Origin of the sequence: Methylosarcina fibrata AML-C10, assembly GCF_000372865.1 — a bacterium.
GTDB lineage: Bacteria > Pseudomonadota > Gammaproteobacteria > Methylococcales > Methylomonadaceae > Methylosarcina > Methylosarcina fibrata.
Window position 1 is genome coordinate 2,649,830 of sequence record NZ_KB889965.1, and the last position, 15,442, is coordinate 2,665,271.

Annotated in this window: 14 protein-coding genes; 6 read left to right on the forward strand and 8 right to left on the reverse strand. The window is 52.0% G+C overall.

Annotated features, from left to right (window positions below; all coding sequences use genetic code 11):
* Positions 1–161: 161 nt before the first annotated feature.
* The gene (locus A3OW_RS26000) at positions 162–1,088 is read right to left on the reverse strand and encodes an ABC transporter transmembrane domain-containing protein (RefSeq protein ID WP_020563779.1); all 927 of its coding nucleotides are present in this window, start codon (positions 1,086–1,088) and stop codon (positions 162–164) included.
* 446 nt (positions 1,089–1,534) lie between these two features.
* On the opposite strand from A3OW_RS26000, the gene A3OW_RS27160 reads away from it, so the two are divergent.
* The 6 genes from A3OW_RS27160 to A3OW_RS26480 all read left to right on the forward strand — a co-directional run bounded on the left by A3OW_RS27160 (position 1,535) and on the right by A3OW_RS26480 (position 8,530).
* Positions 1,535–2,648 (forward strand): IS630 family transposase gene (locus A3OW_RS27160; protein ID WP_085984322.1). Its coding sequence is split into 2 segments (ribosomal slippage): positions 1,535–1,962 and positions 1,961–2,648, totalling 1,116 coding nucleotides; the frame shifts between segments, so codons are not numbered across the junction.
* 377 nt (positions 2,649–3,025) lie between these two features.
* A complete protein-coding gene (locus A3OW_RS0112515; RefSeq protein WP_020563780.1) occupies positions 3,026–3,328 on the forward strand; it encodes a hypothetical protein in 303 nt (100 codons plus the stop codon).
* Between the two features lie 284 nt (positions 3,329–3,612).
* Positions 3,613–3,855, forward strand: coding sequence for a DUF2442 domain-containing protein (locus tag A3OW_RS0112520; protein ID WP_020563781.1), 243 nt, complete (start codon positions 3,613–3,615; stop codon positions 3,853–3,855).
* A gap of 68 nt (positions 3,856–3,923) precedes the next feature.
* Positions 3,924–4,232 (forward strand): hypothetical protein, encoded by a 309-nt coding sequence (locus tag A3OW_RS0112525; protein ID WP_026223552.1) that lies wholly within the window; start codon positions 3,924–3,926, stop codon positions 4,230–4,232.
* A gap of 262 nt (positions 4,233–4,494) precedes the next feature.
* The gene (locus A3OW_RS0112530) at positions 4,495–6,423 is read left to right on the forward strand and encodes an ATP-dependent DNA helicase (protein ID WP_020563783.1); all 1,929 of its coding nucleotides are present in this window, start codon (positions 4,495–4,497) and stop codon (positions 6,421–6,423) included.
* A 463-nt stretch (positions 6,424–6,886) separates the two neighbouring features.
* The gene (locus tag A3OW_RS26480) at positions 6,887–8,530 is read left to right on the forward strand and encodes a fibronectin type III domain-containing protein (RefSeq protein WP_020563785.1); all 1,644 of its coding nucleotides are present in this window, start codon (positions 6,887–6,889) and stop codon (positions 8,528–8,530) included.
* Positions 8,531–8,729: 199 nt separating this feature from the next.
* On the opposite strand, the gene A3OW_RS0112550 is transcribed toward A3OW_RS26480, so the two are convergent.
* The 7 genes from A3OW_RS0112550 to pyrH all read right to left on the reverse strand — a co-directional run bounded on the left by A3OW_RS0112550 (position 8,730) and on the right by pyrH (position 15,398).
* Entirely contained in the window at positions 8,730–9,455 is a 726-nt protein-coding gene (locus A3OW_RS0112550) for a DsbC family protein (protein WP_033411733.1), read from the reverse strand.
* Positions 9,456–9,855: 400 nt separating this feature from the next.
* A complete protein-coding gene (gene rseP / locus A3OW_RS0112555; protein ID WP_033412533.1) occupies positions 9,856–11,229 on the reverse strand; it encodes an RIP metalloprotease RseP in 1,374 nt (457 codons plus the stop codon).
* An 8-nt stretch (positions 11,230–11,237) separates the two neighbouring features.
* Positions 11,238–12,422, reverse strand: coding sequence for a 1-deoxy-D-xylulose-5-phosphate reductoisomerase (ispC, locus tag A3OW_RS0112560; RefSeq protein ID WP_020563789.1), 1,185 nt, complete (start codon positions 12,420–12,422; stop codon positions 11,238–11,240).
* Positions 12,419–13,315, reverse strand: a complete 897-nt coding sequence (locus tag A3OW_RS0112565; RefSeq protein ID WP_020563790.1) for a phosphatidate cytidylyltransferase — start codon at positions 13,313–13,315, stop codon at positions 12,419–12,421. The genes ispC and A3OW_RS0112565 overlap by 4 nt, the downstream gene beginning before the upstream one ends.
* Positions 13,316–13,333: 18 nt before the next feature.
* Positions 13,334–14,107, reverse strand: coding sequence for an isoprenyl transferase (locus A3OW_RS0112570; RefSeq protein ID WP_020563791.1), 774 nt, complete (start codon positions 14,105–14,107; stop codon positions 13,334–13,336).
* A gap of 9 nt (positions 14,108–14,116) precedes the next feature.
* Entirely contained in the window at positions 14,117–14,674 is a 558-nt protein-coding gene (gene frr, locus A3OW_RS0112575; protein WP_020563792.1) for a ribosome recycling factor, read from the reverse strand.
* A complete protein-coding gene (pyrH, locus tag A3OW_RS0112580; RefSeq protein ID WP_026223555.1) occupies positions 14,664–15,398 on the reverse strand; it encodes a UMP kinase in 735 nt (244 codons plus the stop codon). Before pyrH ends, frr begins: the two co-directional genes overlap by 11 nt.
* Positions 15,399–15,442: the final 44 nt, after the last annotated feature.

A 15,442-nucleotide genomic window follows, 5' to 3' on the forward strand; every position in this document is an offset into this window, starting at 1 on the left:
AATTGAAAAGTCGATGAACTCCTCCACCTGCGCCGCTCGAGACCTCGTAGAAACGCAGCAGCAACAGAAAGAGAGTGGCCTTCCCAGCGCCGGAAGGCCCGACCAGCGCAACGCTCTCCCGGTAAAATGTCGAGCGTAATGTCGTCGAGTGCGTCCGTTTGCTATCGGGAAGAATAGCGGAAACCGACCTGTTCGAACCGTATCGCCGCATTTCCTGGATGCGGCAGCGGTTCGGGCGTACCGGTTTCGACGATCGAGGGCTGAGCCCGGAGCAGTTCCGACAAACGTCCGGTCGACCCTGCCGCCCGTACGCAGGTGCGCCGAACGTCCATCCCGAAACCGATCTCCGCGCGGCCGGCGAAGCGTTCGGTTTCCCGCCGTTCCTGCGTGTAGGCCTGAACCGTCGTTACCGCGTTTAAAATCTCGCCGGCCAGCGCCGAGGCATCGGCCATTTTGTCCTGCGATTCGCGCGAAAGTTTTTTCACGTGCCGGCCGATGACGAAAATGGGCAGCATCAGTAAGGCCATCAGGCCCAGACTCAGGGAAAACAGATAATAACTGGTCAACGCCAGCATGATCATGCCGCCGATCAATTGGAGCAGGCTGCGCAGGCCCATCGAAACGGAGCTGCCGATGACAGTCTGGACCAATGTGGTGTCGCCGCTCAGGCGGGACAATACTTCTCCGGTTTGCAAGGTCTCGAAAAATTCCGGGGACTGTATGAGCATTCGCGCATACACGGCGCTGCGTAAATCCGCCGTCACCCGCTCGCCTATCCAGCTCACGGTGTAATAACGCGCCGCCACGATCAGCGCCCACAGGCTTGCCAAACCGAACAATACTGCGAAACGCGCGTTCAAATTCAGCGAATCCCACAGGCCGCCTTGGCCGTTTTGCCGTTGCCCGAAACCCAGATCGATCAGATCGCGGAACGCCAACGGAACCACCAGGATCGTCGCCGAGCCGAGGCACAACAAAACAAAAGCCAGAACGATCCGCAGCCGGTAAGGGCGCATGAAAGGCCAGAGGTCCTTCAGAAAGGACAAGCGCCGAGAGGAATCGGATTGAATCGGTTTCGAGTTGGACATCCGCAGTCGTGTTTGTCGAATGGCGTGGGAAGTTTCCGATAGAGCGGGCTGAGCGCCATCCTTGTTTGGAATTAAGCCGCTTCAGGAGCTCTCACTACAAAAATCAGCTCTGACTTATCTTGCATGGATAGGACAAATTCGACCTAGAAGCGGCGTTTAATAGGAATCTTTCACGTCAGTCTAACAGCCGTAAGCAGTTAATGTTAAGATAAAAAGAAACTGAATCTCTTCCAATATGGGATGATATACAGAAACTATTTAATATCTTGTTAGTCATTTCGCTACTTTAATCGCATATAGACTGATGCCTGTTTTAATTTAATTGAAAAAAAATGGAGTAAAAATGCCAATAACGACTACTAGTCAGTCAATTTAAATCAAAAGGATATATTGGGCTTGTAAGTCACTCTATAGTGGCATTGATGGTTACTGATTGAGGTCAAGCAATGCCAGCTCTTAAATACAAAGTCAATCTGACTGAAGACGAAAAGCGTGGCTTGGAAGCCATGATCAACAAAGGAAAAGCCGCGGCACGCCATCTGACACGCGCGCGAATTTTATTAAAAGCGGCAGCGGGTATTCAGGATAAAGACATTATCCAAGCTTTGGGTGTCTCGGAATCAATGGTGTTGACGACGCGCCAACGGTGTGTGGAAGAAGGCCCGGAAGCCGCCCTGAAAGAACGCCCCCGTCCAGGACGTGCCCCAAAACTGACGGAGAAGCAGGCCGCCCATATTATCGCCTTGGCTTGTAGTGAGGCGCCGACAGGGCATGATCACTGGACCTTGCGGTTGTTGGCGGACAAAGTGGTGGAATTAGCGTATGCCGACCGTTGCAGCTATGAAACCATCCGTCAGCTTTTAAAAAAACACTCTCAAACCCTGGCAGAAGCAAGAGTGGTGCATTCCCGAGGTGAGTGCTGAATTTGTCGCGGCGATGGAAGACGTGCTGGACCTTTATGAAGAACCCTACGATCCGTTGCGCCCGGTTGTGTGTTTCGACGAAAGTCCGAAGCAACTCATTGCGGAAGTCCGCCAACCTCTCCCGCCTGAGCCCGGTCAACCGGCCCGCTATGACACCGGCTATGAACGGAAAGGCGTCTGCGATTTGATGATGATCTGCGAACCTAAACGCGGTTTTCGGCAGGTGGACATCACCGCGCGGCGGACCAAAATCGAATTCGCGCACAGCATGAAGCATATCGCTGAACTTTATCCGGACGCGGCGGTGATCCGGGTGGTGCTGGACAATCTGAATACCCATAAAATGGCGTCTTTGTATGAAGCCTTTCCAGCAGAGCAAGCCCGTGAATTGGCGCGACGGCTGGAGTTCCACTACACGCCCAAGCATGGCAGTTGGCTAAACATCGCTGAGATCGAACTGGCCGTCTTGTCGAACATGTGTTTATCACAGCGGATACCGGACACAGAGAGCCTCCGGCGTGAGGTCGAAGCCAATATCCTACCGCGCAACACCAAGGCGACGCCCGTCAATTGGCGATTTACGACGCAACAGGCACGACGTAAACTGGCTCGCCTGTATCCTTGTGTTTCTTCGTGACTGACTACTACATGCGGTTCACCTGATCGAGCTACAGAATTTGCATACTGTGGAACGGTCGATGAAGGGATCACTCTTATATTTAGATCAGGAGATGTGAGTATCGGAGCTTCCTTTCTATCAGCAATTCGAAATGAATATCAAGGTCGTCGAGTTGCTGGAGGTTTTAACATGAACAATCCTCCGGCCGATGGATTCGGAGCATGGGTTCAAACCAATTCGCGAACACTAAATGATGGCCAGGTTCTCACCCCGCGCCATGCCTCGTTCATTGCAGCTATATTGCGTGATGCAGGTTGGTTGAATTGTCAGCTTGATGGTCTAAGTGTTATGCTCAACTTCATACCTGGTTAACCAATAAACTCTGAGGCAAGCTAATGTTCAATACAAAAATTATATCTATCATTTTTTTTATTTGGCTGACCATAATCATAAACGAAGTAAATGCGTCAGAAGCAACAAATGGTGTTAGTAAGGATGAATTTAAAAGAACTGTTGGTATGACCAAACAAGAAGTCAAAAATAAATTTGGGCCACCAGATAATACGGCAGATGGGGTTATAGGTAAGATGTGGGTTTATTTTGATCTATATGATCCTGAAACTGAAAAATCTAATCATTACAACGATTGCTCGTTATTTTTTGGTCCTAACGACACTGTCGATCATGTCACTTGTTAACTCAACCCGTAACCCGTGTGGCGGAACGCACTAGCGGTTCCGCCGTATGATGAGCTACAAACTTTGCCTAACGAATAAGGTTAGATTGTGTGAGCGAAGTCGCGTAGGTTGGGTTAACAGCTTTACCGTTAACCCAACATATCGATGCTTCAAATGTTGGGTTACAAAAAGCGTAACCCAACCTACGCGACTGAATTACATCAGGAAGATATGCATGATTGGGATTTGGTTATGAAAGGCGAGGAACCTTTCAAAATCAACCCTTTACAATAAGAGGAGGAGTTATGTACCCATCAGTAATAACTGTTATTCCCCGGGATGATTACTTGCTTGATATAAGCTTTAGTAACGGCGAAAGCGGCGTATTGGATATGAAGCCTTATTTGGATTTTGGAGTTTTTAACAGAATTAAAGATTACCGCTCTTTTGAAAAGGTTTCAGTTGCCTTTGATACGATTGAATGGGAGTCTGGAGTCGACCTGGATCCTGAGTTTGTTTATGACAAATGTAAGAAGGCATTGGCCTAACCCAACGCTCCAGCGGACTCCGTTAACGCCCAGCCTCTGAGCTTAGCGTTTGGGAAAAAATTGCATTTATGGCGACCGTTGAACCAAGAATCTACAGAATCGTGCTGCATATGGATGATTCAAAACCGTGGAGCATGCAGCAGTTATGCAAAGATCTATCTGTTACGGCTGAACAACAAGAGCCCATTCAGGAAGACGAATGGGGCACAAGAGGAGTACTTGAACTATGGTTCCAGGAAATTGAAGGTAGCAATATAACCATCCATATTCAGAAGAAACATTCGTCTCACAAAAAGAAATATCTTAAGGAACTAGAAGAATTTTTCTCCGATTTGGACAATATCGATTACCTAAAGGACTACGAAGAGATCGGTTAGGCAAGTTAAAAATTTAAACGCATTGCTGAATCAATCGGATCGAGCCTGATTTTTACATGATCGATGATCGACCGAAGAACAGCTCATTTAAATAACCGTTTCATTGCCGCCGGAAACCGCACCGTCAATTCCGTTTGCCTCAAGCCCAACCCCGGCTTTTACTTTAAAATAGCCTTCCGACTTGAAACGAACCTGAAGTGTTGCGTACACTAGCCCTTTTTGGATTCCTATCCGCTTTTCTTCAGGCGGAATCTTTTCTCAATTGACAGAACTAGAATCATTTTTCGGCAGCGACGGCCCTCTCGCCCAAGTCATTCCGGGGTATCAGCCCCGCGAATCCCAACTGGAAATGGCCAGGGCCATTATCGAGGCCATCCGGACCGAGCGGAATTTAATCGCAGAAGCGGGCACCGGCACGGGCAAGACCTTTGCCTATCTGGCTCCGGCCATACTCTCGGGCAAAAAAGTCATTATTTCGACCGGCACCAAGAATCTGCAGGACCAGCTTTTTTTAAAGGATTTGCCGGTGATCCGGAAAGCGATCAAAGTGCCGTTTATTGCCGCCTTGCTGAAAGGCCGCAGCAATTATTTATGCACGCTGCGCCTTCATAATTCGTTGAATTCGGCTTTCGGCTTCAGCAAGGAAGAGGCGGATGCGCTGGCAAAAATCGCCTCCTGGGCGAAGCGCACCCACACCGGCGACATTGCCGAAATGTCCGAAGTCGCGGAAGCCGATCCGGTCTGGCATCAGGCCACCTCGACCCTGGACAACTGCCTCGGGCAGGATTGCCCCGACTATGCCGGCTGTTTTCTGGTCAAGGCGCGCAAGAAAGCGCAGGAAGCCGAGATTCTGGTCGTCAACCATCATCTTTTGTGCGCCGACTGGTCCATCCGGGACAGCGGCTTCGGCGAGCTGCTTCCCGATGCCGAGGTCGTCATCATCGACGAAGCCCATCAATTGTCCGACACCGCTTCGAACTTCCTCGGAGATACCGTCGGCAGCCGGCAACTCGGCGATCTGGCCAAGGACGCCCTGATCGAATATTTCAAGGACGCCACCGATATGCCGGCCCTTCGCACCGCCTGTGAAGACCTGGAACACGAAGTCAAAGACTTGCGTCTGGCGTTCGGTATCGAGCTGAAACGGGGCGATTGGCGGGACATCGAAAACAATCCGAAAATTAACGCCGGTCTGGCCGCCGTCAAGGATCAACTGCAGCGGCTGAGCGATCAACTGGAACTGGCTTCGGTAAAATCCAAGGGACTGGAGCTGTGCCATAAACGGTCCGAGGATCTGCTGCAGCAGCTTAAAACGATCACCGAAGACTCGGGCGGCAAATGGATAAGGTGGTATGAAACGCACCGGAAAACCGTCACCTTGAGCCGGACGCCGCTGGATATCGCGGCCGAGTTTCAAAGCTTCATGCGCCAGCATCCGGCGATCTGGATTTTTACCTCGGCCACGCTGAGCGTAGCTCATCGATTCGACCATTTCGCCCGCAACCTGGGTTTGAGCGACATTGACAGCGCCAGTTGGGAAAGTCCTTTCGATTACGCCCGAATGTCCTTGTTCTACCATCCCAAAGGCCTGCCCCAGCCCGAGCATCCCGATTTCATACCGCGCATCGTCGACTTCGTCGTGCCGGTTTTACAGGCCAGCCGGGGCCGGGCGTTTTTTCTTTTTACCAGCCACCGGGCTCTGAAGCAGGCGGCGGAAATACTGGACGGTAAAATCGATTATCCGCTGCTGATCCAGGGCAGCCGCCCGAAAGCCCAGTTGATCGAGCGTTTCAAGAAAGCCGGCAATGCCGTCTTATTGGGGACATCGAGTTTTTGGGAGGGCGTCGACGTTCGCGGCGACGCCTTGTCTTGCGTCATCATCGACAAACTGCCTTTCTCCTCGCCGGGCGATCCGGTGTTGAAAGCCCGGCTGGACGCGATGAGCCGACAAGGGCGCAATCCGTTTTTCGAACATCAATTGCCGTCCGCCGTGATTGCGCTGCGTCAAGGCATCGGCCGGCTGATCCGGGACGTGACCGACCGCGGCGTATTGATGGTTTGCGATCCCAGACTGTTGAAAAGGTCTTACGGCCAGATGTTTCTCGACAGCGTGCCCGCGATGAGACGCACCCGCGATATCGAAGAAGTGCGTGCCTTCTTCCTGCAAGAAAAGAAAGAATTAAGGACCTGAATCAATTTCGTCTTGCAACAAACATCATCCCGAAAAACTCCGACATTTTCCTTTGACGAAAAGAATTCCTTTTTCATTTGGACAGAGTCCAGCCCAGTCTAATCCGTTTCTGAACAGGCAACTCAATCCGATCAGTTGATTCCGTTCATCGTCCGATCAAGCGTTCCCGAGCATAGAAGAAGCATTTATTCAGAGCCTCCTTCAGAGCAATGAAAAACGCCTGAAACCTAGAGTCGATGGAAACCGGCTTTGCAAATTTGAGAAATCGCCAGCAATCTACGTTTCTCCACGATTGCCAACTTCTTAAAAATGAAGATCCGTTCGCAGAATTGACCGGGCCCTCTCATCATAATTACTCCCAACGGCCAATCTGAACGCCGCCGGCGCTCAGACGCCTTCAAGGCCTGGACCGGAGCGCCGGGCCGCTTGAATTTCCAAAGCATTTAAATACCGGGAGTCCGTTATGAAGTTTTCTTGCCCTCGCGCGTTAAGCCGTCCTCATGCCCTCGAACACCGTCGCACGGCCTCGGCGGGCCTGCTGTGCCTGGGATTGGTGCTGAGCGCCGCCCAGATCGAGTCCGCTCACGCCGCCTGGCGGCCGAGCCGGGACACCTCCGCCCCCAGCGTTCCCGGCGGCGTTTCCGCCACCGCCGCCTCGACCTCGGCGATCAACCTGGCCTGGACCGCGGCCACCGACAACGTCGGCGTCAAAGGCTACAAGATTTACCGCGGCGGCAGTCAGATCGCCACCGTCACCGGCACCTCGTTCTCGAACACCGGCCTGACCTCCGGCAAGAGCTACAGCTATACCGTGGCCGCTTACGATGCCGCCGGCAATAGCTCGAAGCAGTCGTCCTCCGTCTCGGCCACAACCTCCTCGGCCGACACCACGGCCCCGACCGTTCCGGGAGGGCTCGCCGCGACCGCGGTCTCGTCCTCGTCCATCAGCCTGAGCTGGAACGCCTCGACCGATGCGGTCGGCGTCCAAGGCTATACGGTGTATCGCAACGGCGTCGAGCTCGCCTCGGTGGCCGGCACCACCTTCAGCGACAGCGGCCTGAGCCCGAACACCACTTACCAATACACGGTCTCGGCTTACGATGCCGCCGGCAACCGCTCGGCGCAGTCGGCCTCGTCCAGCGCCACCACCGACAGCTCCGGCGGCGGCAGCGGTGGTGGCGGTGGCGGCAGCGCCGGCGGGGTGCCGGCCGGCATCTATTCGATCGATACCGTAGTCGACAAGCCCTTCGTCGACGGCGTGCTGATCCGTGTGTACTGGAGCCAGGTCGAAAAAACCGAAGGCAAGTACGATTTCAGCAAGGTAGCCTCGGTGATCAAGCAGGCGCAGGCTCTGGGTCAGGGTGTTTCGATCGCCAACATGGTGGTGGCCGAGCCCAGTTGGCTTCTGAACAAGACCGAAACGTTCAGCGATCCCCAATTCGGCGTGATCACCGCGCCCTGGGACACCACGATGCTGGACGCGCTGGAAAAATACATCACCGCTTTCAGTAATTATCAGGTGGACGGCATCGCAATCAAGGATCACCCCACCGTCCGGCAGGTGGATGCGGCCATCGGCGGCATCCAGTCGATCCGGATGATGCAGCCGCCTTCCGGCTACACCGCGCAAAAACTGGAAGACGGGGTGCTCCGCTCGGTCCGCGCCTGGGTTAATGCTTTCCCCAACAAGCACATCTATGCCGGCCTGTTCGGTGTCAACGACGGCGCCAAGAATCCTTCGACGGTGGAAGCCATCCGCGACGACTTGATGGCCGAGTTCGACGGCGTCAGCAAGCCGAAGCTTAATTTCTTCCAGGAAGTGCTGACCGGCATGGCGCCGACGCTAAATTCGCCGCTGGCGACAATAGTCAGCGACGTCAAGAACGAAACCAGCATCATGTACCAGGCCTGCGGCGAATGGAAGAACCAGAGCGCCTGGTCCTGGTGCTACTGGGCCAACAACGACAGTCCGGACGCCGGCTTCAGTTTCGCCTACAACAACTTCAATACCACCTATTTCGAGATTTATCAGACAGACCTTATGAACGACGCTTACGCCAGCCAGTTCCAGAAATGGCACGACACGCTGAAACCTTATCTGCCTTAAGTCTCATCCATCATCCCAGCAATAGCGCGCTCTTTCGGGAGCGCGCTTTTCCTTTTTCCTTCATCTCCGTCTTCCTCTCCATAGCAAACAGTGTGGGTAGGATTAGATCCTTCTTCGAAGGGCTCAATTCAAATTGATGTCGAACAGAAAGAGAAAGATCGTCCGGAGTCTCTCCCTTCCTGCTCATCGATGTTGCTTATTAAGGATTCGAGCTTTTCTCGCTTTCCAGCGCTTCCGCCAGTTGTTTCGCAGGCAAATAGCCGGGATAGGCATTACCGCTTTCGGTAATGATCATCGGCGTTCCTTTTACGTCAAAATCCGCGCCCAACTGCATGTGTTCATCAACAGGATTGTCACAGGTCTTTGCAGGAGGCGTCTTGCCTTTTTTCGCTTCGGTCAGAGCCGCGTTGCGGTCTTTCGCGCACCAGACCGAAACAGCCTTATCGTAGGATTCGGATCCTTTTCCCGCTCTCGGAAAAAACAGATATTGAACGGTAATTCCTTGAGCAAGATACTGATCGATTTCCGAATGCAGTTTCCGGCAATAACCGCAATCGATGTCGGTAAAAACCCAGACCTTGTGGCGAGCGATTTTCGGCTTGAACACGATCATGTTGTCCTGTCCGATTTTTTCAAGTTCCGACTTGCGCACTTCGCTCAACTTCTCTTCGGTTAAATCGGTGCGGGCTTCGACGTCGACCAATCGCCCCTGAAGCAAATACTTGCCGTCATCGGATACATATAAAATATTGGCTCCGACTCTCACTTCAAACAACCCTTTGACTACGGAAGGTTTGATCGAATCGATTTTGATGGTCGGCATCGATTTCGACAAGGACTGTCTGACGGCATTCTCATCCGCTTTAACGGAGAACAAAGCCGATGCCATTAGACTGAATGCGGCAATATTGATTAATCTATTCATTGTTAACTCGTGTTGATTTTAATTAATTTCGATCATCGGTACGATTTCGATTGTGTAGAGAGGACAATGCCGGCTCAGCATTCACCCATGCCGATATTCTTCTGCAATAGGGATAAAACAGTAACGATGCATGGGAAAAAACGAAGGCCAAATCGCCGCCACCTTAACACCTATCAGTTTTTCCAATCCGTCGTTCCGGCATGGACTGCCGGAACCCAGAGGTCAGGGATGACAAGGTTTCAGCACTTCCCTGTGGACTGGATACCGGCATTCCCTGCCGGTATGACGAATTAATTGAGCAAAATGATAAGTGTTGAGTCGCTGCCACTAATAACCCAACCAACGGCTGTGTTTTAGGGTAGGTTCCTCGATATCCCTCATGGCCTTCGATCTGATTCTCTTAATGAAACAGTCTTTGAATATCCAGGACCATCACCAGGGCCATCAACGATATGAGTATAGCCATGCCGATTTGCTGAAACAACAATTGCATGTTTTCGGAAACGGGGCTGCCCTTGAGAGCTTCGATGCCGTAAAACAATAAATGACCGCCGTCCAATACCGGAATCGGCAATAAATTCAATATCCCCAGACTGACGCTGACCAAGGCGATGAATTTGATGAAGTGCACCAGCCCGATACTGGCCGATTGCCCGGCGTATTGGGCGATACTGATGGGACCGCTCAAGTTTTTTACCGAAGCCTGACCCACTACCATTTTAGCCATCATGACCAAAGTCGAGTAGGAATACGAGTAGGTTTTTTTAATGGCGGCGGGAATGGCGGCCAGCGGCGGCAACGAGTATTCGGCCCGCAAGTAGTTCTTCACGTCCTCCGGAATCAGTACGGCGGCGCCTATTTTACCTTCGGCCTTGGCCTCTTTTCCCTGAGCGTTTTCATCGGACGGGACGCTTTTCGGAGTAATCGATATCGGCAGGCGCGAGCCTTCCCGCTCGACGATCAAATGGATTTCCACTCCGGGATGACTTTTTACCATATTGACCCATTGCATCCACTCCTCGATCGCCACGCCATCGGCGCTGATGATGCGATCGCCTTTCTTTAAACCGGCAACCAGGGCGGCGCTTTCCGGAAGAATATCGCCGATCACCGGCTTCAATTTCGGCATCCAGGGTTTAAATCCCAGACGTTTGTAGAAAACCTCCGGATCCTGAGCTTCATCCTCGGCTATTTTTACTATCTTTTGATATTGTTGGCCGTCGAAGTTTTTTACCTGGACTTCGATCTCGCGGTCTCCCGACATCGCCTCCTCGACCAGTACGTTCAAGGCTTCCGACCAGGTTGGCGTCGATTTCGAATCAATCGAAACAATTTCGTCGCCTTCGGCGAATCCTGACTCTTGAGCTATCGTGCCCGGCTCGATAACACCGAGTATCGGCTTGATTCCGGTTTCGCCAATCACCAGCACGGCCCAGAACAAGGCTACGGCAAGCCCCAGATTAAACAAAGGTCCGGCAGCGACTATCGCGGTTCTGGCCCATAACGACTGCCGGTTGAAGGCAAAAGGAAGATCTTCCCTTTTTACTTCGCCTTCTCGTTCATCGACCATTTTGACATAGCCACCCAGAGGGATGGCGGAAACTACGTACTCGGTGGATTCTGGGGATTTTTGATAAGACCACAAAACTTTGCCGAAGCCGATGGAAAACCGCAAGACTTTTACACCGGCTCGGCGGGCGACCCAAAAATGTCCAAATTCATGAAAAGAAACCAGAATCCCTATGGTAAGAATGAAATAGAAAAGTGTACTCATCCAGCCCTTCAATTAGAAAGCTCAGCAATTATCTCTTTAGACAAGATTCTGGCATTTTTATCCACGTCTAGAATAATTTCCAGGCTTTCAGCTTTTTTGACTTCCGTCGAATCCATACAGCGTTCGATCACGACCGGAATATCGGTGAAACGGATCCGCTCATTTAAAAAGGCGTCGACCGCGATTTCATTGGCGGCATTCAATACGGTCGGCAATGTGCCGCCTGCCGCGATCGCCTTATAAGCCAGGCGGAGACAAGGAAAGCGCTCAAGATTCGGTTCCTCGAAATCCATCTGCCGCACATTGAAGATATTGAGCGGTTCCGCTCCCGAATCGAAGCGTTCGGGCCATGCCAGGGCATGAGCGATGGGTATGCGCATGTCCGGATTGCCCATTTGCGCCAATACCGTACCGTCGACGTAGTCCACCATCGAATGAATGACGCTTTGCGGGTGGATAACGACCTGTATCTGTTCCGGCTTCATGTTAAACAGGATACAGGCCTCGATCATTTCCAGGCCCTTGTTCATCATGGTCGCCGAATCCACGGAGATTTTTTTGCCCATGTCCCAGTTCGGATGGGCGACCGCCTGGGCCGGCGTCACATGAGTCATGTCGGCAATCGGCATGCGCCGGAAAGGTCCGCCCGACGCCGTTAACAGTATCCGCCGGGCCTGCTCTGCGGTATCGCCGGCAATATAGCCTCCGGGCATGCATTGAAAGATGGCATTGTGCTCGCTGTCTATCGGCAACAGTTGCGCACCGGATTGTTTGACCGCCTGCATGAAGATATCGCCGGACATGACCAGGGCTTCCTTGTTGGCCAGCAATACGGTTTTTCCGGCCTTGGCCGCGGCCAGACTCGGCAGCAAACCGGCCGCTCCGACGATCGCGGCCATCACCGAATCCACCTGATCGAGAATGGACACTTGCTCAAGCGCTGCATGACCCGACAGGACGGTGATATCGGAGACCGGCGAATTGCTTATTTTCTCTCTGAAAGAAAGCGCCTTGCCTTCATCCACGACCACGGCAAATTCCGGCCGGTGCTGAAGACACTGTTCGAACAAGAGGTCGATGTTATTGTTGGCCGTCAATGCGACCACTTTATAGAGATGGGGGTGGCGTGCCACCACATCCAGCGTGCTGACGCCGATCGAGCCGGTGGCTCCCAGTATGCAGATACCTTTCATGACACCAACCCGTAAATCAAGTAGACACCGCCGTAAAAAATGGGTATTGCGGCAATCAGGCTGTCGATGCGATCGAGAATTCCGCCATGGCCCGGAAGAATCGAGCCGCTGTCTTTCACTCCGCGCCGTCTCTTTACGAGACTGAAAAACAGGTCTCCATAAATGGAAATCAGCACGGTTATCACGGACAAAAAGACAAAATCAGCCGCAATGATGAACGCCGAATTGTAGACCTTGAAAATCAGGTCCAATGCAATTCCGCAAAGAACCGCTGCAATTAATGCCCCGTACACGCCTTCCACCGTTTTACCGGGGCTTATTTCCGGCGCCAGTTGGGTTTTTCCCCATTTCTTGCCGGTAAAATAAGCCGCGATATCAGCTGCCCAAATCAGCACCAGCAAATACATGGCCAGTTCCGTTCCATACAGCGCTCTTAAGCGCGACAAAAACATCCAGGCCGCCAGCAGGACAAACCAGCCGATCAGCGCCTGGTAACATAATTTCATGTCCAGCCTCAGCAGGGAAGACGGCAGCTTCCGGATCAGCACCATGGCCAGTATCCAGAACAGGATCGGTGGAATGACCAGCCATTCCAACACACCGGAATAGTATCTGACGTCCGGCAACCCCAGATTCAATTTCTCAAATCCGAAAAACAGCAGTTGCAAAAATTGCGTCCAGAAATGTATCCCCAGCATCGGCACGATCAAAGCCAGAAAAAATAGACTCCGCTGGAGAGCAGAGTCCATCCCTATCAGTTTTGTCCATTCCCAGGCGCCCAGCAAGGCGATCAGGGCCAGAACCAGAGAAAAGTAGTCTGCGGGCAACAAAAAAACCGCCAGACCAATCAGCGCGGCCAGTACGATGGCCGTTATAACTCGTTGTAATAGCATTTTTATAATTATTTATTATTAAAAATTAAATTTAACCGATCTGCTGAGCACCTGTTCCCCCGTATGTCCGAATCGTCTTTGCCTGCCCTTGAAGCTTTTAATCGCGTCTTCGAGCGACTCCCGGTCAAAGTCGGGCCAGAGCGTATCGGTAAAATACATTTCGGTATAGGCTAATTGCCATAACAGGAAATTGCTGACGCGCTGTTCGCCACCGGTCCGAATGAACAAATCGGGCTCGGGCAAACCTGCGGTGGATAAGTACCGATTGATCAACTGCTCGTTAATGTCCTCTTTGCTTAACTCTCCAGCCAGTATTTTTTCGGTTATTTTCCGGAACGCCTGGCACAAATCCCATTGTCCGCCGTAGTTAACGGCTATGATCAAGGTTAAGGCGGTATTATTCCTGGTTAAGGCTTCCCCTTCGGCCATCATGTTCTGCAAGGATTCGGAGAAAGCGCTTCTGTCTCCGATAAAGCGCAAGCGGATATTATTGTTTTTCAGCTTTTCGATTTCACGCTGCAACGTTCCCATGAACAAGTTCATCAATAACGACACTTCTTCTTGAGGGCGCCGCCAGTTTTCGCTGCTGAAAGCGAATAAGGTGAGCACTTCTATGTCCTGCTGCGCGCAATACTCGACAATCTCCCTGACCGCTTTGACGCCCGACTGATGGCCCATGGCCCTGGGCATAAATCTTTTCTGCGCCCAACGGCCATTGCCATCCATGATAATGGCAATATGGCGCGGATTGTTATGTTCTGATTCCAAACCGGTTTGTCCTTCGTCTGACATTCATCGCCTCTAGAGAGACAGCAGATCGGCCTCTTTCGCTTCCAGTAACTTTTCCACTTCCTTGATGTACTGGTCGGTCAATTTTTGTATTTTTTCCTCGGCGGCGCGCGCCTCGTCTTCGGAAATCAATTTTTCTTTCAACGCGTCCTTGATTTCATTGTTGGCGTCCCGCCGTATGTTTCTGATGGCCACGCGGCCGTTTTCGGCTTCATGCTTGACGACCTTGACCAGATCCCGGCGGCGCTGTTCGGTCAAAGGCGGCAGCGGAATTCGGATCACCATGCCGTTGGTCGCAGGATTCAAGCCCAGATCGGACTTCAAAATCGCTTTTTCAATGACCTGCACCATGTTTTTTTCCCACGGCGTGATGGTCAGGGTACGGGCGTCTTCAACCGCAATGTTGGCAACCTGCGATAATGACGATTCCGTACCGTAATAGGAAACGCTGATTTGGTCCAGGAGACTGGGATGCGCCCTGCCTGTTCTGATTTTTGAAAACTCATGTTTTAACGCCTCGATGCTTTTGCCCATCCGGGTGGAGGCATCCTGGTGTATATCACTGATCATTGCGTGTTCCTCGTTCAATTAGAGAGCCGATTTCCTCTCCCATCATCAGCTTCATTATCGCGCCTTTTTCGAAGACGTTCATTACCCGCATCGGAATATTGTTGTCCCTGCATAAAACCAGGGCGGTCGTATCCATGACGTTCAACCGTTGGTCAAGCGCTTCATCGTAGGTTAATCGGGGATAAAACTTGGCATCTTTCACTTTTTCGGGATCGGCCGAATAAACGCCTTTGACCTTAGTGGCCTTGATCATCAATTCGGCATTGATTTCTATCGCCCGGAGGCTGGCAGCCGAATCGGTGGTAAAAAAAGGATTGCCGGTGCCGGCCGCGAAAATGACCACTCGGCCTTTTTCCAAATGCCTGACCGCCCGCCTGCGGATATAGTCCTCACAGACCTGATTGATTTTCAGGGCGGACATGACTCTGGCCTGCTGTCCGAGATGCTCCAGCGCGTCCTGCATGGCCAGGGCATTGATTACCGTAGCCAACATGCCCATTTGATCGCTGGTAACCCGGTCCAGTCCTTCGGAGGCCTTATCGGCTCCTCTCAAGATATTACCGCCGCCGATAACCAAACCCACCTGAATCCCTTGATCGGATAAATCTTTAATTTCAGAAGCCAGACGCTTGATAATATCGGCATCGATGCTGCCGCCCGCCTCGCTCATCAATGCTTCACCGCTTAACTTAAGTAAAATTCTCTGGCAAATCATCTTAGTCATCGTATTGTCGGGTTACACATTTTAAAGACCGGGATCGCCTTTCA